The organism is Citrobacter sp. Cpo012 (genome assembly GCF_030333015.1).
In the GTDB taxonomy this organism is placed as follows: Bacteria; Pseudomonadota; Gammaproteobacteria; order Enterobacterales; family Enterobacteriaceae; genus Citrobacter; species Citrobacter portucalensis.
In genome coordinates this window covers 317,306-339,597 of sequence record NZ_JAOWGR010000036.1, presented here as the reverse complement: position 1 = coordinate 339,597, position 22,292 = coordinate 317,306, and the positions used below count along the sequence as shown (strand labels likewise).

The following is a 22,292-nucleotide window of genomic DNA, read 5'->3' as shown; positions in this document are numbered from 1 at the left end:
TGGTCATTGTGTCGATAATTCCACATGTTTATAGCGTAGAAATCACAGGCCGTTAAGCAGTCTTATCTGAAAATGAGAAAAAACGCTTTGCTGCTTGCCCTGCTCAACGTTATGCGGGGGAAGCGCCGTCAATCCTCTTCACGTTAACCACTCGCCAGGCAACACAGAGGTAACTTGAAGGAAAAAGTGTATATGTCATAATAAACAAAACCGAGGGACCTCAATGAACATTATCGAACAACTTCAGTTACTGGTGAAAACTGGCTCACACACGGAACAAACTATTAGTCGTTACATTCTGGCTACATTATCAGGCGCAGAAAAACTGACATCGACAGCAATTTCAAAAAAGACTCAGACCAGCCAACCTTCTATTGTTCGTTTTGCTCAAGCGCTCGGTTATACCGGTTTTACTTCTTTTAAATATGATTTAATTAAATGTCTACGCAGTGAACCTGCAGTGCTGCTTCCAGCACAGGCAACAAAGAACAATGTTATTCTCAGTGAATTTATCAACAATAATAACCCAGCAGCAATTAATACTTTCTTTGAAATTATCAGCTCCAGCCGCAACCTTTATTTTTGTCACTCCCGGGAACTAGGCTCTTTACTCAGTAATATCATTCAGGACTACAGTGATATTGGTAAGGTCTGTATTCCCGTTGAGTATCAAAATGCCGATTCGCTGTTAGCCAACAGCCTGACAGATTGTGATTCCGTAATCTTGCTACCGGGTCCCAAAGATGAACCGGATAACCAGTTGATTACATTGATTCGCGAGCATGAGGCTGCCTCGCTGGCTGTCGCCTGCCACCAGAGCGGCACATCGCTTGCCGATGTGACCCTGTACACTCCTCAATCCAGCGTCAGTCCTCTGAGTTTTGCCGCATTGAAAATGTCACTGCATACGCTTTTCTTTCATGCCCTGCAATATTGTTATCTGAATATGAATAATGAAAAGACGCCCCATAAGCGATGATCATTGGCAGGGTTGGGGGGAATAAGACACCCTACTTTAATCATAGAAATTTAAGTCAAAGAAAAATACTTATGAGACGTAAAAAAAGATTAATTACAAGTGCACAATATTTCCTGTTGATAGTGAATGATGTACTGCCTCGCAAATTAACGTAGCCTGTAAGCCGTCTTCTGCTGTTGCCAGATAAGGTGTATCAAATAATATATGCTCCACAAAATCATGTATTGGCTGAATTCCGTATCCGCTGGCCTTGTTATTAACATAATTGATAAAGTTATAATTTGGTGTCGCGCTACGTTGTGGTGTAAACATTTCATAGCCGCGCAACTGCGCATCTGCTCGATAATAGTTATTTTCAGTAATAACAAAACTACGACCATCATTTGCTTTGGGGAACGTAGAGGGCAGACACCATCCCACCTCCACCGTCCATTGCGCACCATTTTCAAACGTAACAAAAGACTGAATGGTGTCCCAGGAGTCGATACCTTCAGCAACCAGTTTCTTTTTCTGCCCTATCGCATAGACGCTCACTGCGTTGGCACCGTTCATATAGTATCGAATTAAATCGAAACAGTGAGTGCCGAGAAAATGGACGGGTGAGCTTTCATTCGCCCACGATAACCAGTTTTTTGGCACATCGATGATGTCATCCATGCTCATATAGCCACGTAGTACCTGACCGGTTTCAGGCTTCAATAGCTCATGATGAATATGTTGCGCCATTCCGTCCCAACGCTTGTGGTAATCAACACCAATTTTCACCCCATACTCTGTAGCGCAACGGATAATCTCCCGACATTCCGCCGACGTTGTTGCCATCGGCTTTTCAATCAGCACATGTTTTCCAGCGGTAATGGACTCAATTGTTGCATCAAAGTGGAAAGGATCCGGGGTGGCTATCGATACCAGATCAACTTGCGTAGCGGCAAACAGTTCTGCCAGCGATGCAAAGCCGGGAATATGAAACTCCTGAGCTACGCTGGCCCGAATGTCCGGGTTGATTTCGCAAAACCCGACCAGATTCACCCACGGATTATAGTGGTAAGCATTGATATGGTGTTTGCCATAAATTCCCGCGCCAACCACCGCGGCATTGATTTTATTCATTACATGATTCCTCAGTTAAACAAACCAAAAGAAAACAGATAGCCGATAGCCACCGCCAGAGGAGCGGTAATCATTCGTGATAACAGGAAGGCAGGAACGCCAAGACGAATGGTCTTCTCTTTCGCCTCCTGCATGGAAAGCCCGACAGGAATAAAATCGGCCCCTACCTGAACATTTATCGCGAACAGTGCCGGCAACGCCATCAGTGGAGAAACCACTCCGCTACCGATTAATGTTCCCACCAACACACCCACAACCTGTGCTATGGCCGCGCCAGGAGCCAGAATGGGTGAGATAAACGGTAAGCCGCAGATAATCGCGATGACAAACAAGCCAGTTAACGACCCGGCAAGCGGTGATAGCGCATTCCCGGTCCACTGACCAATTGCCGTTTCCTGCACCAAAGCAATTAACACAGAGATAAAAGCCATAAACGGGATAACGTTTTTAATGCACAGCTCAACCGACTCACGCGCAGAGGTATACAGCAGGCTGACAAAATTACCGATACTCGTAGCAAATCGGGTCATCAACTCCAGCGCAGTGTTGGTTGCTGAACCGCGTGGTTTTGTGTCAACCTGGCGGCTGACAACCGCCGAAGCATCACCTGCGGGCAAAGGTTCAGCAAGATTAACCTCTTCGTGTGCATTGACCGGTTGGTTAAGCGTTTCAATCAACGATAGCGATTCGCTGCTGACATCAGAAATATAGATATCCTCAGTGATATACTTCGCCAGCGGTCCCATCGCGCCGGTAGGGAGGATGTTGATGGTCTTGATTCTTTTTTGCGGGTAGATGCCGCAGCGCAATGAACCACCGCAGTTGATCACCACGCAGAGGATTTTCTTATCATCTGGCATTGCATCAAAGCCGTTAACCACCGGCATCTCGAGCATTTCACCCAGTTTTTTTGCAATAGGGTCAATGCTTTTCCCGGTGAGCGACAAGATTACTTTGCTGGTATCGCGAGATAAATACATGTCATCGCCAATTCCTGAATGACCTTTTTTAATCAGCACGGTTTTCATTGGTTTTCCTCATTATTGTCAATGGGCCCGTTAATTCATTAACGGAAGGCGAGAAACCGCTTTTAACGTGTAATGAACCATAGGCAATTGGCTTTTCTGCCCCGTCAAATACCACTGTAATATGACCCAGCTCACATAGATTTTGCCACGCAGCATCTCCCCAGCAGGTGATATTCCATATCTGGTTATTAATCTGTAAAACATAGTTCGCTGTTTTTTGTAACGGTGCGCTATCAAAAACAATATTCTTTATAACCAGCACATAATCGAGATAATCTTCCGGTGCGCGATCGTTAAACGTTATGAGCATGCCATTAAGCAGCCCTTCTTCTACTTTCTTTCCAGCTTTTACGACATCAGCCGAAAATAGCACTTTCATTGTCTTTCCTTATTCCTGATTAAGTTCGCGTTTTTCCAACCTTGTGAAGATATATTCGGTAAGAAAACCGCGGATAAATCCAAGCAGAATACCTGCAGCGATATAACGCAATGCCAAGTCGGCAACAGGAAGGTCGAGTCGGGTAATCCCCGCCGCCACTCCCAGCCAGATAAAGAGTTCCGATGGTACGATGTGGGGAAACAGCGAGGTCAGTGGATGTACGGTACTGCCCAGTGCATCCTGATAAGCGGGCTTACACCGTTCAGGCAGGAACTTACCCATTGTCAGCGCGCCGGGGCTGCTAAGGAAGAACCAGGCAAAACTGGGCAATATTCCGTATGTTAATATTTTTGATTTCCCCATCAGGGTCGCGACTTTTTCCATTCGCTGTTGACCTATTAACTTCATAATGAAATTAACCGTCAGAATTAATGTTATCAACATCGGAATGGTACTGACGATCATCCCAGAGAATATCTTCCCTGCACTCTGAAAAAGATGGATAAAGCCTTCCGCAATTTCAACTATCATAGTTAACTCCCAACGCCGAGGTAAAAGTATATTCATCCGTCAGAGATGAACTGACAGACTGAGGCAGCCAACGCATTTTTCTTTCACACTTCAGGTGCTTTTTCTTAAATAGTTTGCAGGTCTCCTGTTCATAGCGGATGTTAAAAAATCTTTTATTGGGCAGAGAAAAGTTAGCGGTAAAAGAGTGAACAAACAGTGAGCACTCTCACAGAGTTATAATTATTCATTTATTTTTGTATTTTTATACAAGAAGCGGGTGGACGGTTAGAAAAAGATAATGAGCTGATGGGTAAGGGATTATTCAGGACGTAAAAAAGGGAGGCAAAGCCTCCCTTGTGCACAGTACTACAATGTTTAATTACTCGTCAGCGTCATCCGCTGCTACATCGTCATCGCTTTCCGCTTCAGGCGCGATATCCTCGTCGCCCTCAGCGGCACTTCCGTCGATGGAGTCGAGCTCTTCATCATCAACCGGTTCAGCAACGCGTTGCAGACCCACGACGTTTTCATCTTCCGCAGTACGGATAAGGATCACACCCTGGGTATTACGCCCTACCACGCTGATTTCCGACACGCGAGTACGTACCAACGTACCTGCGTCGGTGATCATCATGATCTGGTCGGTATCTTCAACTTGCACTGCGCCAACAACGGAACCGTTGCGCTCGGTAACCTTGATGGAGATTACGCCCTGGGTCGCACGAGACTTGGTCGGATACTCTTCCGCCGCCGTACGTTTACCGTAACCGTTCTGAGTAACGGTCAGGATCGCACCTTCACCGCGCGGAACGATCAGCGATACCACGCTATCTTTTTCCGCCAGCTTGATACCGCGTACACCGGTCGCGGTACGACCCATTGCACGAACAGCATCTTCTTTAAAGCGCACCACTTTACCTGCCGCAGAGAACAACATGACTTCGTCACTGCCGGATGTCAGATCTACACCAATCAGTTCGTCGCCTTCGTTCAGGTTAACCGCAATAATACCGGCTGAACGCGGACGGCTGAACTCGGTCAGCGCCGTTTTCTTCACGGTACCGCTGGCGGTTGCCATGAAGACGTTCACGCCCTCTTCGTACTCACGTACTGGCAGAATTGCGGTAATACGTTCGTTAGCTTCCAGCGGCAACAGGTTGACGATTGGACGTCCACGTGCGCCACGGCTTGCTTCCGGCAACTGATAGACCTTCATCCAGTACAAACGACCACGGCTGGAGAAGCAGAGGATCGTGTCATGGGTGTTGGCCACCAGCAGGCGGTCAATAAAGTCTTCTTCTTTAATGCGTGCTGCTGATTTACCTTTACCGCCACGACGCTGCGCTTCGTAATCGGTTAACGGCTGATATTTCACGTACCCCTGATGAGACAAGGTTACGACTACATCTTCCTGGCTAATCAGATCTTCGATGTTGATGTCAGCGCTGTTCGCGGTGATTTCGGTACGACGAGCGTCACCGAACTGTTCACGAATCAGCTCCATCTCTTCACGGATAACTTCCATCAGACGATCGGCGCTGCCCAGAATGTGCAGCAGTTCAGCGATCTGTTCCAGCAGCTCTTTGTATTCGTCGAGCAGTTTTTCGTGCTCAAGGCCGGTCAGTTTCTGCAAACGCAGATCCAGAATAGCCTGGGCTTGCTGTTCAGTCAGATAGTACTGACCGTCACGCACGCCAAATTCCGGCTCCAGCCATTCAGGACGCGCGGCGTCATCACCGGCACGTTCCAGCATGGCGGAAACGTTGCCCAGTTCCCACGAACGCGCAACCAGCGCAGCTTTCGCTTCAGCCGGGGTCGGCGCGCGGCGGATCAGTTCGATGATCGGATCGATGTTCGCCAGCGCAATCGCCAGCGCTTCAAGGATGTGCGCACGGTCGCGGGCTTTACGCAGTTCAAAGATAGTACGACGGGTTACGACTTCACGGCGGTGACGTACGAACGCGGCAATAATATCTTTCAGGTTCATGATCTTCGGCTGGCCATGGTGCAATGCAACCATGTTGATACCGAAGGAAACCTGCAGTTGGGTCTGGGAATAGAGATTGTTCAGAACCACTTCCCCGACCGCATCGCGTTTCACTTCAATCACGATGCGCATACCGTCTTTGTCAGACTCGTCACGCAGCGCGCTGATGCCTTCAACGCGTTTGTCTTTTACCAGCTCGGCGATTTTCTCAATCAGGCGCGCTTTGTTTACCTGATACGGAATTTCGTGAACGATGATGGTTTCACGACCTGTTTTGGCATCCGCTTCGACTTCCGCGCGTGCGCGAATGTACACTTTGCCACGACCGGTACGGTAGGCTTCTTCGATACCACGACGACCGTTGATGATCGCGGCAGTCGGGAAGTCCGGACCCGGAATATGTTCCATCAGCCCTTCAATGCTGATGTCTTCATCGTCAATATATGCCAGACAGCCGTTGATCACTTCAGTCAGGTTGTGCGGCGGAATGTTGGTCGCCATACCTACCGCGATACCGGACGAACCGTTCACCAGCAGGTTAGGAATTTTGGTCGGCATGACGTCAGGAATTTGTTCGGTGCCGTCATAGTTGTCGACGAAATCAACCGTTTCTTTTTCCAGGTCAGCCATCAGCTCATGGGCGATTTTCGACATACGGATTTCCGTATAACGCATCTCCGCTGCGGAGTCGCCATCGACAGAACCAAAGTTACCCTGACCATCTACCAGCATGTAGCGCAAGGAGAATGGCTGCGCCATACGAACAATGGTGTCGTAAACGGCGGTATCACCATGAGGGTGGTATTTACCGATTACGTCACCAACGACACGGGCAGATTTTTTATAGGCTTTATTCCAGTCGTTGCCCAATACGTTCATGGCGTAAAGTACGCGACGGTGAACCGGTTTCAGGCCATCTCGGACGTCCGGCAGCGCACGGCCAACAATGACCGACATCGCATAATCCAGATAGGAGCTCTTCAGCTCTTCCTCAATGTTGACCGGTGTAATTTCTCTCGCAAGGTCGCTCATCTAACCGCTATCCCTCTACTGTATCCCGGATTCAAAGGTCGCAAATTATAACACATCCGTGCAGATTCAGGTAAATGGATTCCCCCTGACAGAGGCTTTATTCATCCCGTCAGGCTGATATACTCATTTGCATCGCAAATTTAGGAGTAGAAGCCCCGATGAATGCCGAAAAACCTCCGGTAGCTCACAACGTTGACCATGAAGAAATTGCCAAGTTTGAAGCAGTCGCGTCACGCTGGTGGGATCTTGAGGGTGAATTTAAGCCGCTGCACCGCATTAACCCACTGCGTCTGGGCTATATTACTGAGCGCTCAGGCGGCCTGTTTGGTAAAAAGGTACTCGACGTCGGATGCGGCGGCGGTATTCTGGCGGAGAGTATGGCGCGCGAAGGTGCCACCGTCACCGGACTGGACATGGGTTTTGAACCGCTGCAGGTAGCAAAACTGCATGCACTGGAAAGCGGTATCCAGGTAGAGTACGTACAAGAAACCGTCGAAGAGCATGCGGAAAAGCATGCACATCAGTATGACGTTGTCACCTGCATGGAAATGCTGGAGCACGTGCCAGACCCACAGTCAGTAGTCAGAGCTTGCGCCAGGCTGGTCAAACCGGGTGGCGAAGTATTTTTCTCCACGCTTAACCGCAACGGCAAATCCTGGCTGATGGCGGTGGTCGGAGCGGAATATATTCTGCGCATGGTGCCGAAAGGCACGCACGATGTGAAAAAATTTATTAAGCCTGCTGAATTATTAGAGTGGGTTGACCAGACCGTACTGAAAGAGCGCCATATGACCGGCCTGCATTACAACCCCATCACCAACACCTTCAAACTTGGCCCGGGCGTTGATGTGAACTATATGGTACATACCACCGCCAAGGTTGATTAACCGCTCCTGTAGGCCGGATAAAGCGTGCAACGCCGCCATCCGGCATGCTTACTGGAACCATGCCTGATGACGTTTCGCTTATCAGGCCTACAAATCCTGTGCCAGATCATAAGAACTTTCCTTGCCTTAGATGAAGAAATCAGCACTCGATCAAATTTTCTATTTTTTTTCTCAATTATTGACATCCCCGCCAGGCCTTATAAGACGCGCACTTAGCGATTATCACCCTTTTGCAACCTCAATTTAACCTCAAAATCAACTCTTGTGCTGAAAAGAATCCCTACTAGAATACTCACCATATAGCGTCTATTTTATCAAACAACCCCTACATATAGTATTTATCCACAGACTTAGTCACAACATGACTCTGTGGATAATATGGGGGATATTTTTTCTTTCACGGACAGGTAAAAAACCACATGAATCAGAGTCTGCTGGTGACAAAGCGTGATGGTAGTACAGAGCGCATCAATCTCGACAAAATCCACCGAGTTCTGGATTGGGCGGCAGAAGGACTGAATAACGTATCGATTTCTCAGGTCGAGCTGCGCTCCCACATTCAGTTTTATGACGGAATCAAGACCTCCGACATCCATGAAACAATCATCAAAGCAGCCGCCGACCTGATCTCCCGCGAAGCGCCGGATTATCAGTATCTGGCTGCCCGTCTGGCGATTTTCCACCTGCGTAAAAAAGCGTACGGTGAGTTTGAACCGCCAAAGCTGTTCGACCATGTCGTGAAAATGGTTGAAATGGGCAAATACGACAATCATCTGCTGGAAGACTACACGGAAGAAGAGTTCAAGCAGATGGACTCGTTCATCGTACACGACCGTGATATGACCTTCTCCTACGCTGCGGTGAAGCAGTTGGAAGGTAAATATCTGGTGCAAAACCGTGTTACCGGTGAGATCTATGAAAGCGCACAGTTCCTCTACATTCTGGTAGCGGCTTGCCTGTTCTCTAACTATCCGCGTCAAACACGTCTGCAATATGTAAAACGTTTCTACGACGCCGTTTCTACGTTCAAAATCTCGCTGCCGACGCCAATTATGTCCGGCGTGCGTACCCCAACGCGTCAGTTCAGCTCCTGCGTACTAATCGAGTGCGGCGACAGCCTGGACTCCATCAACGCAACCTCCAGCGCAATTGTGAAATACGTTTCTCAGCGTGCCGGTATCGGCATTAACGCTGGTCGCATCCGTGCGCTGGGTAGCCCGATTCGCGGCGGTGAAGCGTTCCACACCGGCTGTATTCCGTTCTACAAGCATTTCCAGACTGCGGTGAAATCCTGCTCTCAGGGTGGCGTACGCGGTGGTGCAGCCACGCTGTTCTACCCAATGTGGCACCTGGAAGTTGAAAGCCTGCTGGTCCTGAAAAACAACCGTGGCGTCGAAGGCAACCGCGTTCGTCACATGGACTACGGCGTACAGATCAACAAGCTGATGTACACCCGTCTGCTGAAAGGCGGTGACATCACCCTGTTTAGCCCGTCCGACGTCCCGGGTCTGTATGACGCGTTCTTCGCCGATCAGGATGAGTTCGAGCGTCTGTACACCCAATATGAAAACGACGACAGCATCCGCAAACAGCGCGTGAAAGCGGTTGAGCTGTTCTCACTGATGATGCAGGAACGTGCCTCGACCGGTCGTATCTACATTCAGAACGTTGACCACTGCAACACCCATAGCCCGTTTGATCCGGTTGTCGCGCCGGTACGCCAGTCCAACCTGTGCCTGGAAATCGCCCTGCCAACCAAACCGCTGACCGACGTTAACGATGAAAACGGCGAAATTGCACTGTGTACGCTGTCCGCATTTAACCTGGGCGCTATCGAAAGTCTGGACGAACTGGAAGAGCTGGCTGTACTGGCGGTACGTGCGCTGGATGCGCTGCTCGATTACCAGGATTATCCGATTCCGGCCGCCAAACGCGGTGCGATGGGTCGTCGTACGCTGGGTATTGGCGTGATCAACTACGCTTACTGGCTGGCGAAAAACGGTAAACGCTACTCTGACGGCAGCGCCAATAACCTGACTCACAAAACCTTTGAAGCGATTCAATATTACCTGCTGAAGGCTTCTAACGAGCTGGCAAAAGAGCAAGGCGCATGCCCATGGTTTAACGAAACCACCTATGCGAAAGGTATTCTGCCGATTGATACCTATAAAAAAGATCTTGATGCTATCGCTAACGAACCGCTGCATATGGACTGGGAACAGCTGCGTGAATCTATCAAGACTCACGGCCTGCGTAACTCCACGCTGTCAGCCCTGATGCCGTCCGAGACCTCTTCGCAGATCTCCAACGCCACCAACGGTATTGAACCGCCACGCGGTTACGTGAGCATCAAAGCATCGAAAGATGGGATTCTGCGTCAGGTCGTGCCGGACTACGAACACCTGCACGACGCATACGAACTGCTGTGGGAAATGCCAAACAACGACGGCTATCTGCAGCTGGTAGGCATCATGCAGAAATTTATCGATCAGTCGATTTCCGCCAACACCAACTACGATCCGTCGCGCTTCCCGTCCGGAAAAGTACCGATGCAGCAGTTGCTGAAAGACCTGCTCACCGCCTACAAATTTGGTGTCAAAACGCTGTATTATCAGAACACCCGTGACGGTGCGGAAGACTCTCAGGACGATCTGGTACCGTCCATTCAGGACGATGGCTGCGAAAGCGGCGCATGTAAGATTTAATCTTTTGCCGGGTGGCGTAACGCTTACCCGGCCTACAAATTAATTCGCGGTATTGTAGGCCGGATAAGCAAAGCGCATCCGGCAGTACATTCCAGACAGGATTCACATCAATGGCATACACCACTTTTTCACAGACGAAAAATGATCAGCTTCTGGAACCGATGTTCTTCGGCCAGCCGGTGAACGTCGCCCGCTACGATCAGCAAAAATATGACATCTTTGAAAAACTGATCGAAAAGCAGCTCTCTTTCTTCTGGCGTCCGGAAGAAGTCGATGTTTCTCGCGATCGTATCGACTTCCAGGCATTGCCGGAACATGAAAAACATATCTTCATCAGCAACCTGAAGTATCAGACGCTGCTGGACTCCATTCAGGGACGTAGTCCTAACGTCGCGCTGCTGCCGTTAATCTCGATCCCTGAACTGGAAACCTGGGTGGAAACGTGGGCGTTTTCTGAAACGATCCACTCCCGCTCTTATACCCACATCATCCGTAATATCGTTAACGATCCGGCGGTGGTGTTTGACGATATCGTCACCAACGAGCAAATCCAGAAACGCGCAGAAGGCATCTCCAGCTACTACGACGAATTGATCGAGATGACCAGCTACTGGCATTTGCTCGGTGAAGGTGCGCATACCGTTAATGGTAAAACGGTTGTCGTAAACCTGCGTGAGCTGAAGAAGAAGCTGTATCTGTGCCTGATGAGCGTGAACGCGCTGGAAGCGATCCGCTTTTATGTCAGCTTCGCCTGCTCTTTCGCCTTCGCCGAACGTGAACTGATGGAAGGCAACGCGAAAATTATTCGTCTGATCGCCCGCGACGAAGCCCTGCACCTGACCGGTACTCAGCATATGCTGAACCTGCTGCGCAGCGGCGTGGACGATCCGGAGATGGCGGAAATTGCCGAGGAGTGCAAACAAGAATGCTACGACCTGTTCGTACAGGCCGCGCTGCAGGAAAAAGAGTGGGCAGATTATCTGTTCCGTGATGGCTCAATGATTGGCCTGAACAAAGATATTCTGTGCCAGTACGTTGAGTACATCACCAACATCCGTATGCAGGCTGTTGGGCTCGATCTGCCATTCCAGACACGTTCTAACCCGATCCCGTGGATCAACACCTGGCTGGTGTCCGATAACGTCCAGGTTGCGCCGCAGGAAGTGGAAGTCAGCTCTTATCTGGTCGGCCAGATCGATGCCGAAGTCGATACTGACGATCTGAGTAACTTCCAGCTCTGATGGGCCGCGTGACTCTGCGCATCTCTGGCACGCAGTTGCTGTGCCAGGATGAACACCCTTCCCTGCTTGCCGCGCTCGAGTCGCACGATGTTGAAGTCGAATATCAGTGTCGTGAAGGATACTGCGGCTCCTGCCGTACCCGCCTGGTGGCGGGACAGGTTGACTGGATTGCAGAACCGCTGGCCTTCATTCAGCCCGGTGAAATATTGCCGTGCTGTTGCCGGGCAAAAGGCGATATTGAAATAGAGTTATAGTGTTTAGTGAACTTCATGCGCGGAGACCAGTACCACGTCTCCGCGTTTTTTCATCTGCATGATATACAGCGCCCCGGCCAGTACCACCAGCAGCGCACCCGCCAGATAAATCGCCCGATATCCCACACCCTCAACCATCATCCCCATGATAAACGCGCCGATTGCCATTCCTGCATCCATCGCATTGAAAAACAGCGAATTGGCGATACCAATTTTATGGGGTTCCACCGAACTAATAATTTGTGTCTGAAATACGGGTGTGACCGAACCATAACCGATGCCAATTAATCCACCGGAAATAATCATCATAATGCTGCCGTTAGTATAGCCAAGCGCCACCAGTCCGACGGTGAAGGCCAGCAAACACGGATAGACCACGTATTTCGGCCCTTTTTTATCACAAATATTGCCGGTAAAGGTTCGACAGATCATCAGGCAAATGGCGTAGCACAGCAGGAAATTACTGGCGGCGGCCATTAGATCGAGCTCGCGCGCATACAGTGCGAGAAAAGCGGAAACGCCCGCGTACGAAAAGGTCATGAAAAATGTCACCATCGCGAAAGGCAGTGCGGCGCGATCAAACATTGCAGCAAATCCCAGCTTCGGTTTTGAGCCGTCAGCATGACGGATAACCGGCGGTACGGCGACAATCAATGACAGGATAATACCCAGTACGGCAACCGCGCTACACAGCCAGAATGCAGTGGTAAAAGCTTCCCAGCGTGCCATGTTCAACCCTACCCACGGCCCCACAACCATTGCCAGTCCCATGGCTAACGAGAAAAAACTGATGCCCTCCCCACGTCGGGAGGCCGGTATCAACCGCGCGGAAATCGTTCCTTTTACCGTGGTAATAACGCCAAACGTTACACCATGAAGCACCCGAATCAACAGCAGTGATTCAATTGAGTGGCAAAAAGGATACAGCGCAGTGACCACCAAAAAGGCCAGAGAAGAGAGCACCAGAATTATTTTATTCGAATATTTTCCTACCCATTGTCCCGCAAACGGGCGCACAACAATGGCGGCCCCCAAAAAGAAGGTGACTAATAATCCGGCCTTATCTGGAGTGGCATGCAGGCGATCCGAAATATAGATCGGTAACAGCGTGAGCAGGACATAAAAAACAAAAAATATAATAAAGCTGATTATCGTTATTGCCCAAAAATCTTTCGTCCACAGTTTTTCTTTCATATTCGACAACCTGTCCAGACGGCGCACGCAGGCAACGCTCAGCTCAACTGAACTACGGACAGGTGCGTCGAAGTGTGATTTTACGGTAGACCGCAAGTATAAACAGGTCCATTATATTAGAGAAATTAATCGTTTTAATATTATTGATTAGAGGGAGCTAATGACATTAACCCAGATCCACGCCCTGCTTGCCGTACTTGAGTACGGTGGTTTTACCGAAGCCAGCAAGCGGCTGTACATGACCCAATCCGCCGTTAGCCAGGCAATTTCAGCGCTAGAGGAAGAACTAGGGGTTGATATTCTTATCCGCGAACGCCGCAAAGACATTCAACTTAGTCCGGCCGGGAGTCGGATCGTTTCACACCTGCGGACGATCGTGTCTGAAACCAACGCGGTGAAAGAGATTGCCGAGCAAGAGCGACAAAACCCGGCCAGAACCCTGCGTATCGGCTGCTTTCCCAGCGCCTGTGCCTGCATTTTGCCCGGCATCATCCACCACTTCGAACAGCATCACCCGCACATCAAAATTATCCCTTATGAAGAAAACAGCACGGCAATCGTTGATTCCCTGCGCAGTGGGGACATCGATGCGGGATTTGTGCATTTCCCGGTAAATGGCATGTACTGCGTACCGGTGTATCGCGACAAATTTACCGTTGTAGTTCCTGAAAGCCATCCGCTGGCGGCCAATAGCACAATTTCAGTGGAACAACTGGTTGGAGAACCGCTCATTATCAGCAAAGGTCGCTATGAATTAAGCATCATGACGCTATTTAAAGAGAAGGGAATTGAACCGGTCATTAAATACGAGTTTAACCATCCGGATACCGCGATGAGCTTTATTCGTCAGGGGCTGGGTATAGCGTTATTACCGGAATTAACGCTGAAGGCGGTTGGTGGGAAAGTACGCTCAGTCGCGCTGGAACCGACGTTCTATCGACAGATATCCTTACTGGCAAAAGAGCCGCCGGTGGACGGCAGCCCTTTATTTCTCCTGCAGGCATGTATGGAAACGTTGACAGCAGACGGCCTTATCTAGCAGTTAAAACGTTTCATCCATTTAGGCCTGTGACCGGAGGTGCATCACAGGCCTTACGCCATCACTCTTTATTCAAGAATTTCACTGCTTTGTCGGGGAAGTCGGTAAACAGCCCGTCAACGTCCGCCTTGTTATAAAGAATGTCATACAGCTGGTTTACGTCAGTGGTGTAATCCGGCAGTTGATCGGCGCGAACGGTATAAGGATGCACCACCATCTTATTCTGATGTGCGTCCTGCACCATGCCAGTTAACGAGATATTGCCCTTCTTCGACTTCTCATCAATCAGCATGTGGTAGTCCGGCCCAATGCCGTCCGCATACTGCGCAACCTGCTTCATGGCACCCGGCTTAAACATCCAGTCGTAGTTGTAATTAACCCAACTACCGTCCGGCTTTTTCTCCTGAGTTTCATTCCAGTCGGTGTACGCAATCAACTGTACCAGATTGAGATCCATCCCCATCTTCGGTTCCAGTTCATTCTTAATGCGCTTTAACTCTGCAACATCAAAACATTGCAGATAGACCTTGTCGTTCTTGTCGGTATACCCGTACTTTTTCAGCACTTCCAGCGTCTTAGCCGCAATATCCTTCCCTTCCTGGTGATGGAACCACGGCGCTTTCATTTCCGGGTAAATACCGATGTTTTTACCGGTGGAATGATTTAATCCCTGAACAAACTCAATCTCTTCTTCGAACGTGTGCACGCGGAAATCAGATTTACCCATCGGGAAGCGCCCTGGGTAGGTCTGGACCTTTTTGCCATTTTCGATATCGAAGCCTTCGGTAAATTTCAGCGATTTAATTTCATCCAGCGTAAAGTCGATAGCGTAGTAACGCCCGTCTTTACGCGCCCGATCCGGGAAACGCTCGGCAACATCGGTGACGCGGTCAAGATAATGGTCATGCAGGACGACCAGATGGTCATCCTTGGTCATCACCAAATCCTGCTCCAGATAATCCGCCCCCTGGGCATAGGCCATCGCTTTCGCTGGCAGCGTATGCTCCGGTAGATAACCGCTCGCACCACGGTGCGCAATCACGATTTTATCTGCGGCAACCGCCGCGCTGCTGACCACCATACCTGTGAGCATCAGCGCCACGCTGAGACTTTTCAATGTAGTTTTCATCTATTAGCCCCCGTTACGTTTCAGTTGCATCTCTTCGTGATGGCGTTTTTCGCCAATCATGACGACCACCAGCAGGATAACCGCCAGCACGCTACCGCCAATCATCACCATAAAGCCGCCGTCCCAACCGAAGAAGTCAACGGTGTAGCCAACAATGGCGCTCGCAGCCACAGAACCGCCGAGATAACCGAACAGACCGGTAAAGCCAGCTGCCGTACCCGCCGCTTTTTTCGGTGCCAGTTCCAGCGCGTGCAGACCAATCAACATTACCGGGCCGTAGATCAAGAAGCCGATGATGATCATACAAGCCATATCCACGTTCGGGTTGCCTGCCGGGTTCATCCAGTAAACGATGGTCGCAATAGTTACCAGCGTCATAAAGAACACGCCGGTCGCACCACGGTTACCACGGAAGACTTTATCCGACATCCAGCCGCACAGCAGCGTGCCCGGAATACCCGCATACTCATACAGGAAGTAGGCCCAGGATGATTTATCGAGTGCGAAATGCTTCACTTCTTTCAGGTAGGTCGGTGACCAGTCCAGGATGCCGTAGCGCAGCAGATAAACAAACACGTTGGCGATAGCGATGTACCACAACAGTTTGTTTGGCAGTACATACTGCATGAAGATCTGCTTCGCAGTCAGCTCTTCTTCCGCTTTCTCGTTGTAATCGTCCGGATAGTCGTTCTTATACTCTTCGATAGGCGGCAGGCCGCATGACTGCGGCGTATCACGCATCATCGCAAAGGCGAACAGCGCAACCACAATCGCACCGAAAGCAGGCATATACAGCGCCGCTTTCCAGTCATTGAACCAGGCCATACCGAGCAGGAACAGCAGAGGAGGCAGACCGCCGCCCACGTTGTGCGCACAGTTCCAGACGGAAACAATACCGCCACGTTCTTTCTGCGACCACCAGTGCACCATGGTACGACCACACGGCGGCCACCCCATCCCCTGGAACCATCCGCAGAGGAACAGCAGCACAAACATTATCGCAATGCTCGATATCGCCCACGGCACAAAGCCCATAAACAACATCACTGCGGCAGCCAGAATCAAACCTGCTGGCAGGAAAACGCGCGGATTCGAGCGATCCGAAACGGACCCCATGATGAATTTCGAAAATCCGTAAGCGATGGAGATACCGGACAACGCAAAACCCAGATCGCCGCGAGAGAAACCCTGCTCAACCAGATATGGCATCGCCAGGGCGAAGTTCTTACGTACCAGATAGTACGCGGCATAACCAAAGAAAATCCCCAGGAAAATCTGCCAACGCAATCGACGATATGTCGGATCGATCTCCGTAGCAGGCAAACGCGCCTTATGTGGCGCTGGTTTAAAAATACTCAACATAGTGTAGCCTCCGTGGCCGTCTTTCATTCGAAGTAAACACTGCAGTTCGTCATTACTACCCTACCGCTTCCAGTGTGGCCGCGATGTTAAGGAAAGATACCTAACAAAAATGTGAAACGCAGCACATATTGTTACAGATTTATGACAAATGTTCATAAAGGCGCACGGAATCACGTTTCATTTTCGAATAATGAGCGATTATGCGCGAAATCAAACAATCCATGTTTTTTATGTGGCTAAATGATAAAAAACGAACTGTGAGGAAAAACAATGAAAACTCGCGACTCGCAAACAAGTGACGTGATTATCATTGGTGGAGGAGCAACAGGTGCAGGGATCGCACGTGACTGTGCGCTGCGCGGGTTGCGCGTCATCTTAGTGGAACGCCACGATATCGCCACAGGTGCGACCGGGCGCAACCACGGTCTGCTGCACAGCGGTGCACGCTACGCCGTCACCGACGCTGAATCTGCCCGTGAGTGCATCAGCGAAAACCAAATTCTGAAACGTATCGCCCGTCATTGCATTGAGCCAACGGACGGTCTGTTTATTACTCTGCCGGAGGATGAGCTGTCTTTCCAGGCCACCTTTATTCGCGCATGTGAAGAGGCAGGGATTCACGCAGAAGCGATTGACCCTCAGCAGGCACGTATTATCGAACCTTCTGTGAATCCACAGCTGATTGGTGCAGTAAAAGTACCAGACGGCACGGTCGATCCTTTCCGCTTAACAGCAGCTAACATGCTGGATGCGCGTGAGCATGGCGCGGTTATCTTAACGGCGCATGAAGTGACGGGACTGCTCCGCGAAGGCGCAACGGTTTGCGGCGTTAACGTGCGCAATCATCTGACAGGCGAAATGCAGTCCCTGCATGCGCCGGTTGTCGTCAACGCCGCTGGGATCTGGGGTCAACGCATTGCGGAATATGCCGATCTGAGCATCCGTATGTTCCCGGCCAAAGGTTCGTTGCTGATTATGGATCATCGCATTAACCAGCATGTCATTAACCGCTGTCGTAAGCCTTCTGACGCCGATATTCTGGTGCCTGGCGATACCATTTCACTGATCGGTACCACCTCACAGCACATTGATTACGACGATATCGACAGCAACCGCGTCACCGCAGAAGAGGTCGATATTCTGCTGCGTGAAGGCGAGAAGCTGGCGCCGATTATGGCGAAAACGCGCATTTTACGCGCCTACTCCGGCGTACGCCCGCTGGTGGCCAGCGACGACGACCCAAGCGGTCGTAACGTCAGCCGTGGGATTGTACTGTTCGATCACGCTGAGCGTGACGGACTGGAAGGGTTTATCACCATTACCGGCGGCAAACTGATGACCTACCGCCTGATGGCGGAATGGGCCACCGATGCCGTTTGCCGTAAGCTGGGCAATACCCAGCCTTGCACAACGGCAGACACCGCGCTGCCTGGCTCACAGGAATCTACCGAGCATACGCTTAAACGCGTGATCTCATTGCCCGCGCCACTACGCGGCTCGGCGGTCTACCGTCACGGCGATCGCACCCCTGCCTGGCTTAGCGAAGGCCGTCAGCACCGCAGCCTGGTCTGCGAATGCGAAGCAGTCACCGCAGGCGAAGTGCAATACGCCGTCGAGAATTTAACCGTCAACAGCCTGCTCGATTTGCGTCGCCGTACCCGTGTTGGAATGGGGACCTGCCAGGGTGAATTGTGTGCCTGCCGCGCCGCAGGTTTGCTGCAACGTTTTAATGTCACTACCGCAGCGCAGTCCATTACCCAGCTTTCCGACTTCCTCAACGAACGCTGGAAAGGCGTGCAGCCTATCGCCTGGGGAGATGCGCTGCGCGAAAGCGAATTCACGCGCTGGGTTTATCAAGGGTTGTGTGGTCTGGAAAAGGAGCACCAGGATGAAATTTGATACCGTCATTATCGGCGGCGGCCTCGCCGGACTGCTATGTGGCCTGCAACTGCAAAAAAGCGGACTGCGCTGCACGATTGTTACCCGCGGCCAAAGCGCCCTGCATTTTTCCTCCGGCTCACTGGATTTGCTCAGCAGCTTACCCGATGGTCAACCGGTGACAGATATAGAAGCGGGTTTGAATGCACTGCGCACTCAGGCGCCCGCACATCCGTATAGTACCATCGGAACACAGAACGTTCTGGAACTGGCCCAGCAGGCGCAAAATTTACTGGACGAATGCGGAACGCATTTGCAAGGCAAAGTGCATCAGGCGCATCAACGTGTTACCCCGCTAGGCACCCTGCGCTCAACCTGGTTAAGTTCCCCGGAAGTGCCGGTCTGGCCGCTGTCCGCACAGCGTATCTGCGTTGTAGGGATTAGCGGGTTACTGGATTTTCAGGCGCATCTCGCCGCAGCGTCATTACGCCAACGCAATCTCAGCGTCGAGACGGCAGAAATCGAGCTACCGGAGCTGGATGTCCTGCGTGATAACCCAACCGAGTTTCGCGCCGTTAATATTGCGCGCCTGCTGGATAACGAAGATAAATGGTCGCTGCTCTATGACGCATTGCTGCCAATGGCAAAAACCTGCGACATGATAATCATGCCGGCATGCTTTGGTCTGGCCGATGAGCGGCTCTGGCAGTGGCTTAACGAGCGCCTCCCCTGCTCGCTGACACTGTTACCGACCCTACCACCTTCGGTGCTGGGCATGCGTTTGCACAACAAATTGCAGCGCCAGTTTGTACGCCAGGGCGGAGTGTGGATGCCGGGTGATGAAGTGAAAAAAATCACCTGTCAGGATGGCGTGGTCAGCGAAATCTGGACCCGAAATCATGCCGATATCCCCTTGCGGCCACGTTTCGCCGTGCTCGCCAGCGGCAGCTTCTTCAGCAGCGGGCTGGTCGCCTCGCGTGAGGCAATCCATGAACCAATCCTGGGACTGGATGTACAGCAAACAGCTACCCGCGCCGAGTGGTATCAGCGTGATGTTTTCGATCCACAACCGTGGCAACAGTTTGGCGTGACTACCGATTCCGCATTACGCCCATCACTGGCGGGAAAAACGATAGAGAACATGTATGCCATTGGTTCCGTTCTCGGAGGATTCGATCCTATCGCCCAAGGTTGCGGAGGCGGCGTGTGCGCAGTTAGCGCCTTACATGCCGCGCATCATATTGCGAAACGTGCAGGAGGACAGCAATGAGCGACACACGTTTTGAAAGTTGTATCAAATGTACGGTGTGCACCACCGCCTGCCCGGTAAGCCGCGTCAATCCGAGCTACCCGGGCCCTAAGCAGGCCGGCCCGGACGGTGAACGTCTGCGCCTGAAAGATGGCGCGCTATATGACGACGCGCTGAAATACTGCATCAACTGTAAACGCTGCGAAGTGGCCTGTCCGTCAGACGTGAAAATCGGCGATATCATCCAGCGCGCGCGCGCCAAATACGACACGACGCGCCCATCGTTGCGTAACTTTGTCTTAAGTCATACCGATTTAATGGGCAGTGTATCCACCCCCTTCGCCCCTATAGTGAATACCGCTACCTCATTAAAACCGGTGCGTCAACTGCTGGATTACGCGTTAAAAATCGATCATCGCCGTACGCTGCCGAAGTACTCCTTTGGCACCTTCCGCCGCTGGTATCGCAGCGTTGCCGCACAGCAGGTGCAGTACCAGGATCAGGTCGCCTTTTTCCACGGCTGTTTTGTGAATTACAACCATCCCCAGCTCGGCAAAGACCTGATCAAGGTGTTGAATGCGATGGGTACTGGCGTGCAACTGCTGAGTAAAGAGAAATGCTGCGGCGTACCGCTGATTGCCAACGGTTTTACCGATAAAGCGCGTAAGCAGGCAGTAAGCAACGTGGCCTCACTCAGAGAGGCGATTGATGGCAAAGGCATTCCGGTGATCGCCACCTCATCAACCTGTACCTTTGCGCTACGTGATGAATATCCGGAAGTGCTGGATGTCGACAACTCAGGCCTGCGTGAACACATTGAACTGGCAACCCGCTGGCTATGGCGCAAGCTGGATGAAGGTAAAACGCTGCCGCTGAAGACGCTGCCGCTGAAGGTGGTCTATCACACGCCATGTCACATGGAGAAAATGGGCTGGACGCTCTATACGCTGGAGCTACTGCGACAAATTCCAGGGCTGGAGCTGACGGTGCTGGATTCTCAGTGTTGCGGGATTGCCGGGACTTACGGCTTTAAAAAGGAAAACTATCCGACTTCACAGTCTATTGGCGCACCGTTATTCCGCCAAATTGAAGAAAGCGGCGCTGATATCGTCGTCACCGACTGCGAAACCTGTAAATGGCAGATTGAGATGTCTACAAGCAAACGCTGCGAACATCCTATCACCCTGCTTGCCAAAGCGTTGGGTTAACTCTGTTGCCCGGTGGCGTTTGCTACCGGGCATTTTTACGTAGCCCGTTCTGCTTAATTGAATACGTTGCAGTCGGACGTATTTATCTCTGATTCATCCACGCAAAGAACCCATTTCCCCATGCAGCGCATATTAAAAGTGGATACCGTCACGCCATCTTCTCTTTCTGGTGACGGACTACCATGGCTAAATCCACTACATCTACACCGCATGATGCCGTTTTTAAAAAGATAATGTCTTACCCTGAGATGGCTCGGGATTTTCTGGATATACATCTTCCTATCGCATTACGTGAGATATGTGATTTACAAACGCTGAAGCTGGAGTCCACCAGTTTTATCGAACAAGATCTCCGCGCATACTACTCCGACGTAGTGTGGTCACTAAAAACCCGCGAAGGTCAGGGCTATATTTATTGTGTTATTGAACATCAGAGTACCGCGGTACCGCATATGGCATTTCGCCTGATGCGTTATGCCACCGCGGCGATGCAGCATCATCTTGATGCCGGGAATAAAACGCTGCCGCTGGTGATCCCCATGCTATTTTATCACGGTCAACAAAGTCCCTATCCCTGGTCGCTCAACTGGCTGGATGAATTTGATAATCCGCAACTGGCGCGACAACTGTATTCAGAGGCTTTTCCGCTGGTCGACATTACCGTAATACCTGACGATGAAATCGCGCAGCATCGCAGGGTTGCGCTGCTTGAATTGATGCAAAAACATATCCGCGATCGTGACTTAATGGGGTTAGTGGATCGACTGGTCTCGCTATTAGTTACAAGCACTGCTAATGACAGCCAGCTACAAACGCTATTTAATTACCTGATACGGTACGGCGACGTTTCTCGCGTCAGCGAGTTTATCCGCGAAGTTGCCGAACGATCCCCCCATCACAAGGAGAGGCTGATGACAATTGCAGAGAGGCTCAGGCAGGAAGGCCACCAAAATGGACTGCAAGAAGGGATACAGCAAGGGGTGCAAAAAGGTACGCAAGAAGAAGCCTTACGTATCGCTCACATAATGCTGGAACAAGGTATTGATCGTGATTTAGTTCAGTTAATTACCGGGCTATTGCCTGGCGATACCACCGCATGAGCCAGATTGGGAAGGTATTTA

Annotated in this window: 18 protein-coding genes; 10 read left to right on the top strand and 8 right to left on the bottom strand. The window is 50.9% G+C overall.

Annotated elements, in window-relative coordinates; translation table 11 throughout:
• The first annotated feature begins 223 nt into the window (after positions 1-223).
• Entirely contained in the window at positions 224-979 is a 756-nt protein-coding gene (locus tag OGX90_RS08390; RefSeq protein ID WP_048224672.1) for a MurR/RpiR family transcriptional regulator, read from the top strand.
• A gap of 93 nt (positions 980-1,072) precedes the next feature.
• Here the strand turns inward: OGX90_RS08390 and OGX90_RS08385 are convergent, their stop codons facing one another.
• From OGX90_RS08385 to gyrA, 5 genes are all read right to left on the bottom strand, one after another.
• Positions 1,073-2,089, bottom strand: coding sequence for a Gfo/Idh/MocA family protein (locus OGX90_RS08385; protein WP_048224675.1), 1,017 nt, complete (start codon positions 2,087-2,089; stop codon positions 1,073-1,075).
• An 11-nt stretch (positions 2,090-2,100) separates the two neighbouring features.
• Positions 2,101-3,117: a PTS glucitol/sorbitol transporter subunit IIB gene (gene srlE / locus OGX90_RS08380; RefSeq protein ID WP_048234863.1), complete on the bottom strand. Its 1,017-nt coding sequence runs from the start codon at positions 3,115-3,117 to the stop codon at positions 2,101-2,103.
• Positions 3,098-3,496: a PTS glucitol/sorbitol transporter subunit IIA gene (locus OGX90_RS08375; protein ID WP_048224679.1), complete on the bottom strand. Its 399-nt coding sequence runs from the start codon at positions 3,494-3,496 to the stop codon at positions 3,098-3,100. The genes srlE and OGX90_RS08375 overlap by 20 nt, the downstream gene beginning before the upstream one ends.
• Positions 3,497-3,505: 9 nt before the next feature.
• Positions 3,506-4,027 (bottom strand): PTS glucitol/sorbitol transporter subunit IIC, encoded by a 522-nt coding sequence (gene srlA, locus OGX90_RS08370; RefSeq protein WP_006683705.1) that lies wholly within the window; start codon positions 4,025-4,027, stop codon positions 3,506-3,508.
• A 358-nt stretch (positions 4,028-4,385) separates the two neighbouring features.
• Positions 4,386-7,025, bottom strand: a complete 2,640-nt coding sequence (gene gyrA, locus OGX90_RS08365; RefSeq protein WP_286623521.1) for a DNA topoisomerase (ATP-hydrolyzing) subunit A — start codon at positions 7,023-7,025, stop codon at positions 4,386-4,388.
• Between the two features lie 158 nt (positions 7,026-7,183).
• Here gyrA and ubiG point away from each other — a divergent pair, with 158 nt between their 5' ends.
• From ubiG to yfaE, 4 genes are all read left to right on the top strand, one after another.
• A complete protein-coding gene (gene ubiG / locus OGX90_RS08360) occupies positions 7,184-7,912 on the top strand; it encodes a bifunctional 2-polyprenyl-6-hydroxyphenol methylase/3-demethylubiquinol 3-O-methyltransferase UbiG (protein ID WP_008785314.1) in 729 nt (242 codons plus the stop codon).
• A gap of 419 nt (positions 7,913-8,331) precedes the next feature.
• Positions 8,332-10,617 (top strand): class 1a ribonucleoside-diphosphate reductase subunit alpha, encoded by a 2,286-nt coding sequence (gene nrdA, locus OGX90_RS08355; RefSeq protein ID WP_286623518.1) that lies wholly within the window; start codon positions 8,332-8,334, stop codon positions 10,615-10,617.
• Positions 10,618-10,727: 110 nt separating this feature from the next.
• Positions 10,728-11,858, top strand: coding sequence for a class Ia ribonucleoside-diphosphate reductase subunit beta (gene nrdB, locus OGX90_RS08350; protein WP_286623516.1), 1,131 nt, complete (start codon positions 10,728-10,730; stop codon positions 11,856-11,858).
• Positions 11,858-12,112 (top strand): ferredoxin-like diferric-tyrosyl radical cofactor maintenance protein YfaE, encoded by a 255-nt coding sequence (yfaE, locus tag OGX90_RS08345; RefSeq protein ID WP_003027609.1) that lies wholly within the window; start codon positions 11,858-11,860, stop codon positions 12,110-12,112. Before nrdB ends, yfaE begins: the two co-directional genes overlap by 1 nt.
• Positions 12,113-12,115: 3 nt before the next feature.
• Here the strand turns inward: yfaE and OGX90_RS08340 are convergent, their stop codons facing one another.
• On the bottom strand, positions 12,116-13,306 hold the full coding sequence (locus OGX90_RS08340) for an MFS transporter (RefSeq protein ID WP_286623514.1): 1,191 nt from the start codon (positions 13,304-13,306) through the stop codon (positions 12,116-12,118).
• 160 nt (positions 13,307-13,466) lie between these two features.
• On the opposite strand from OGX90_RS08340, the gene OGX90_RS08335 reads away from it, so the two are divergent.
• The gene (locus tag OGX90_RS08335; RefSeq protein ID WP_048234858.1) at positions 13,467-14,345 is read left to right on the top strand and encodes a LysR family transcriptional regulator; all 879 of its coding nucleotides are present in this window, start codon (positions 13,467-13,469) and stop codon (positions 14,343-14,345) included.
• A 61-nt stretch (positions 14,346-14,406) separates the two neighbouring features.
• Here OGX90_RS08335 and glpQ read toward each other — a convergent pair whose 3' ends face one another.
• Positions 14,407-15,474, bottom strand: coding sequence for a glycerophosphodiester phosphodiesterase (glpQ, locus tag OGX90_RS08330; RefSeq protein WP_103014186.1), 1,068 nt, complete (start codon positions 15,472-15,474; stop codon positions 14,407-14,409).
• Between the two features lie 3 nt (positions 15,475-15,477).
• Entirely contained in the window at positions 15,478-16,836 is a 1,359-nt protein-coding gene (gene glpT / locus OGX90_RS08325; RefSeq protein ID WP_286623511.1) for a glycerol-3-phosphate transporter, read from the bottom strand.
• Between the two features lie 270 nt (positions 16,837-17,106).
• Here glpT and glpA point away from each other — a divergent pair, with 270 nt between their 5' ends.
• The 4 genes from glpA to OGX90_RS08305 all read left to right on the top strand — a co-directional run bounded on the left by glpA (position 17,107) and on the right by OGX90_RS08305 (position 22,271).
• Positions 17,107-18,735, top strand: coding sequence for an anaerobic glycerol-3-phosphate dehydrogenase subunit A (gene glpA, locus OGX90_RS08320; RefSeq protein WP_234692634.1), 1,629 nt, complete (start codon positions 17,107-17,109; stop codon positions 18,733-18,735).
• Positions 18,725-19,984, top strand: coding sequence for a glycerol-3-phosphate dehydrogenase subunit GlpB (glpB, locus tag OGX90_RS08315; RefSeq protein WP_234692633.1), 1,260 nt, complete (start codon positions 18,725-18,727; stop codon positions 19,982-19,984). The genes glpA and glpB overlap by 11 nt, the downstream gene beginning before the upstream one ends.
• Positions 19,981-21,171, top strand: a complete 1,191-nt coding sequence (glpC, locus tag OGX90_RS08310) for an anaerobic glycerol-3-phosphate dehydrogenase subunit GlpC (RefSeq protein WP_234692632.1) — start codon at positions 19,981-19,983, stop codon at positions 21,169-21,171. Before glpB ends, glpC begins: the two co-directional genes overlap by 4 nt.
• A 182-nt stretch (positions 21,172-21,353) precedes the next feature.
• Positions 21,354-22,271: an Rpn family recombination-promoting nuclease/putative transposase gene (locus tag OGX90_RS08305; RefSeq protein ID WP_234692631.1), complete on the top strand. Its 918-nt coding sequence runs from the start codon at positions 21,354-21,356 to the stop codon at positions 22,269-22,271.
• Positions 22,272-22,292 lie beyond the last annotated feature (21 nt).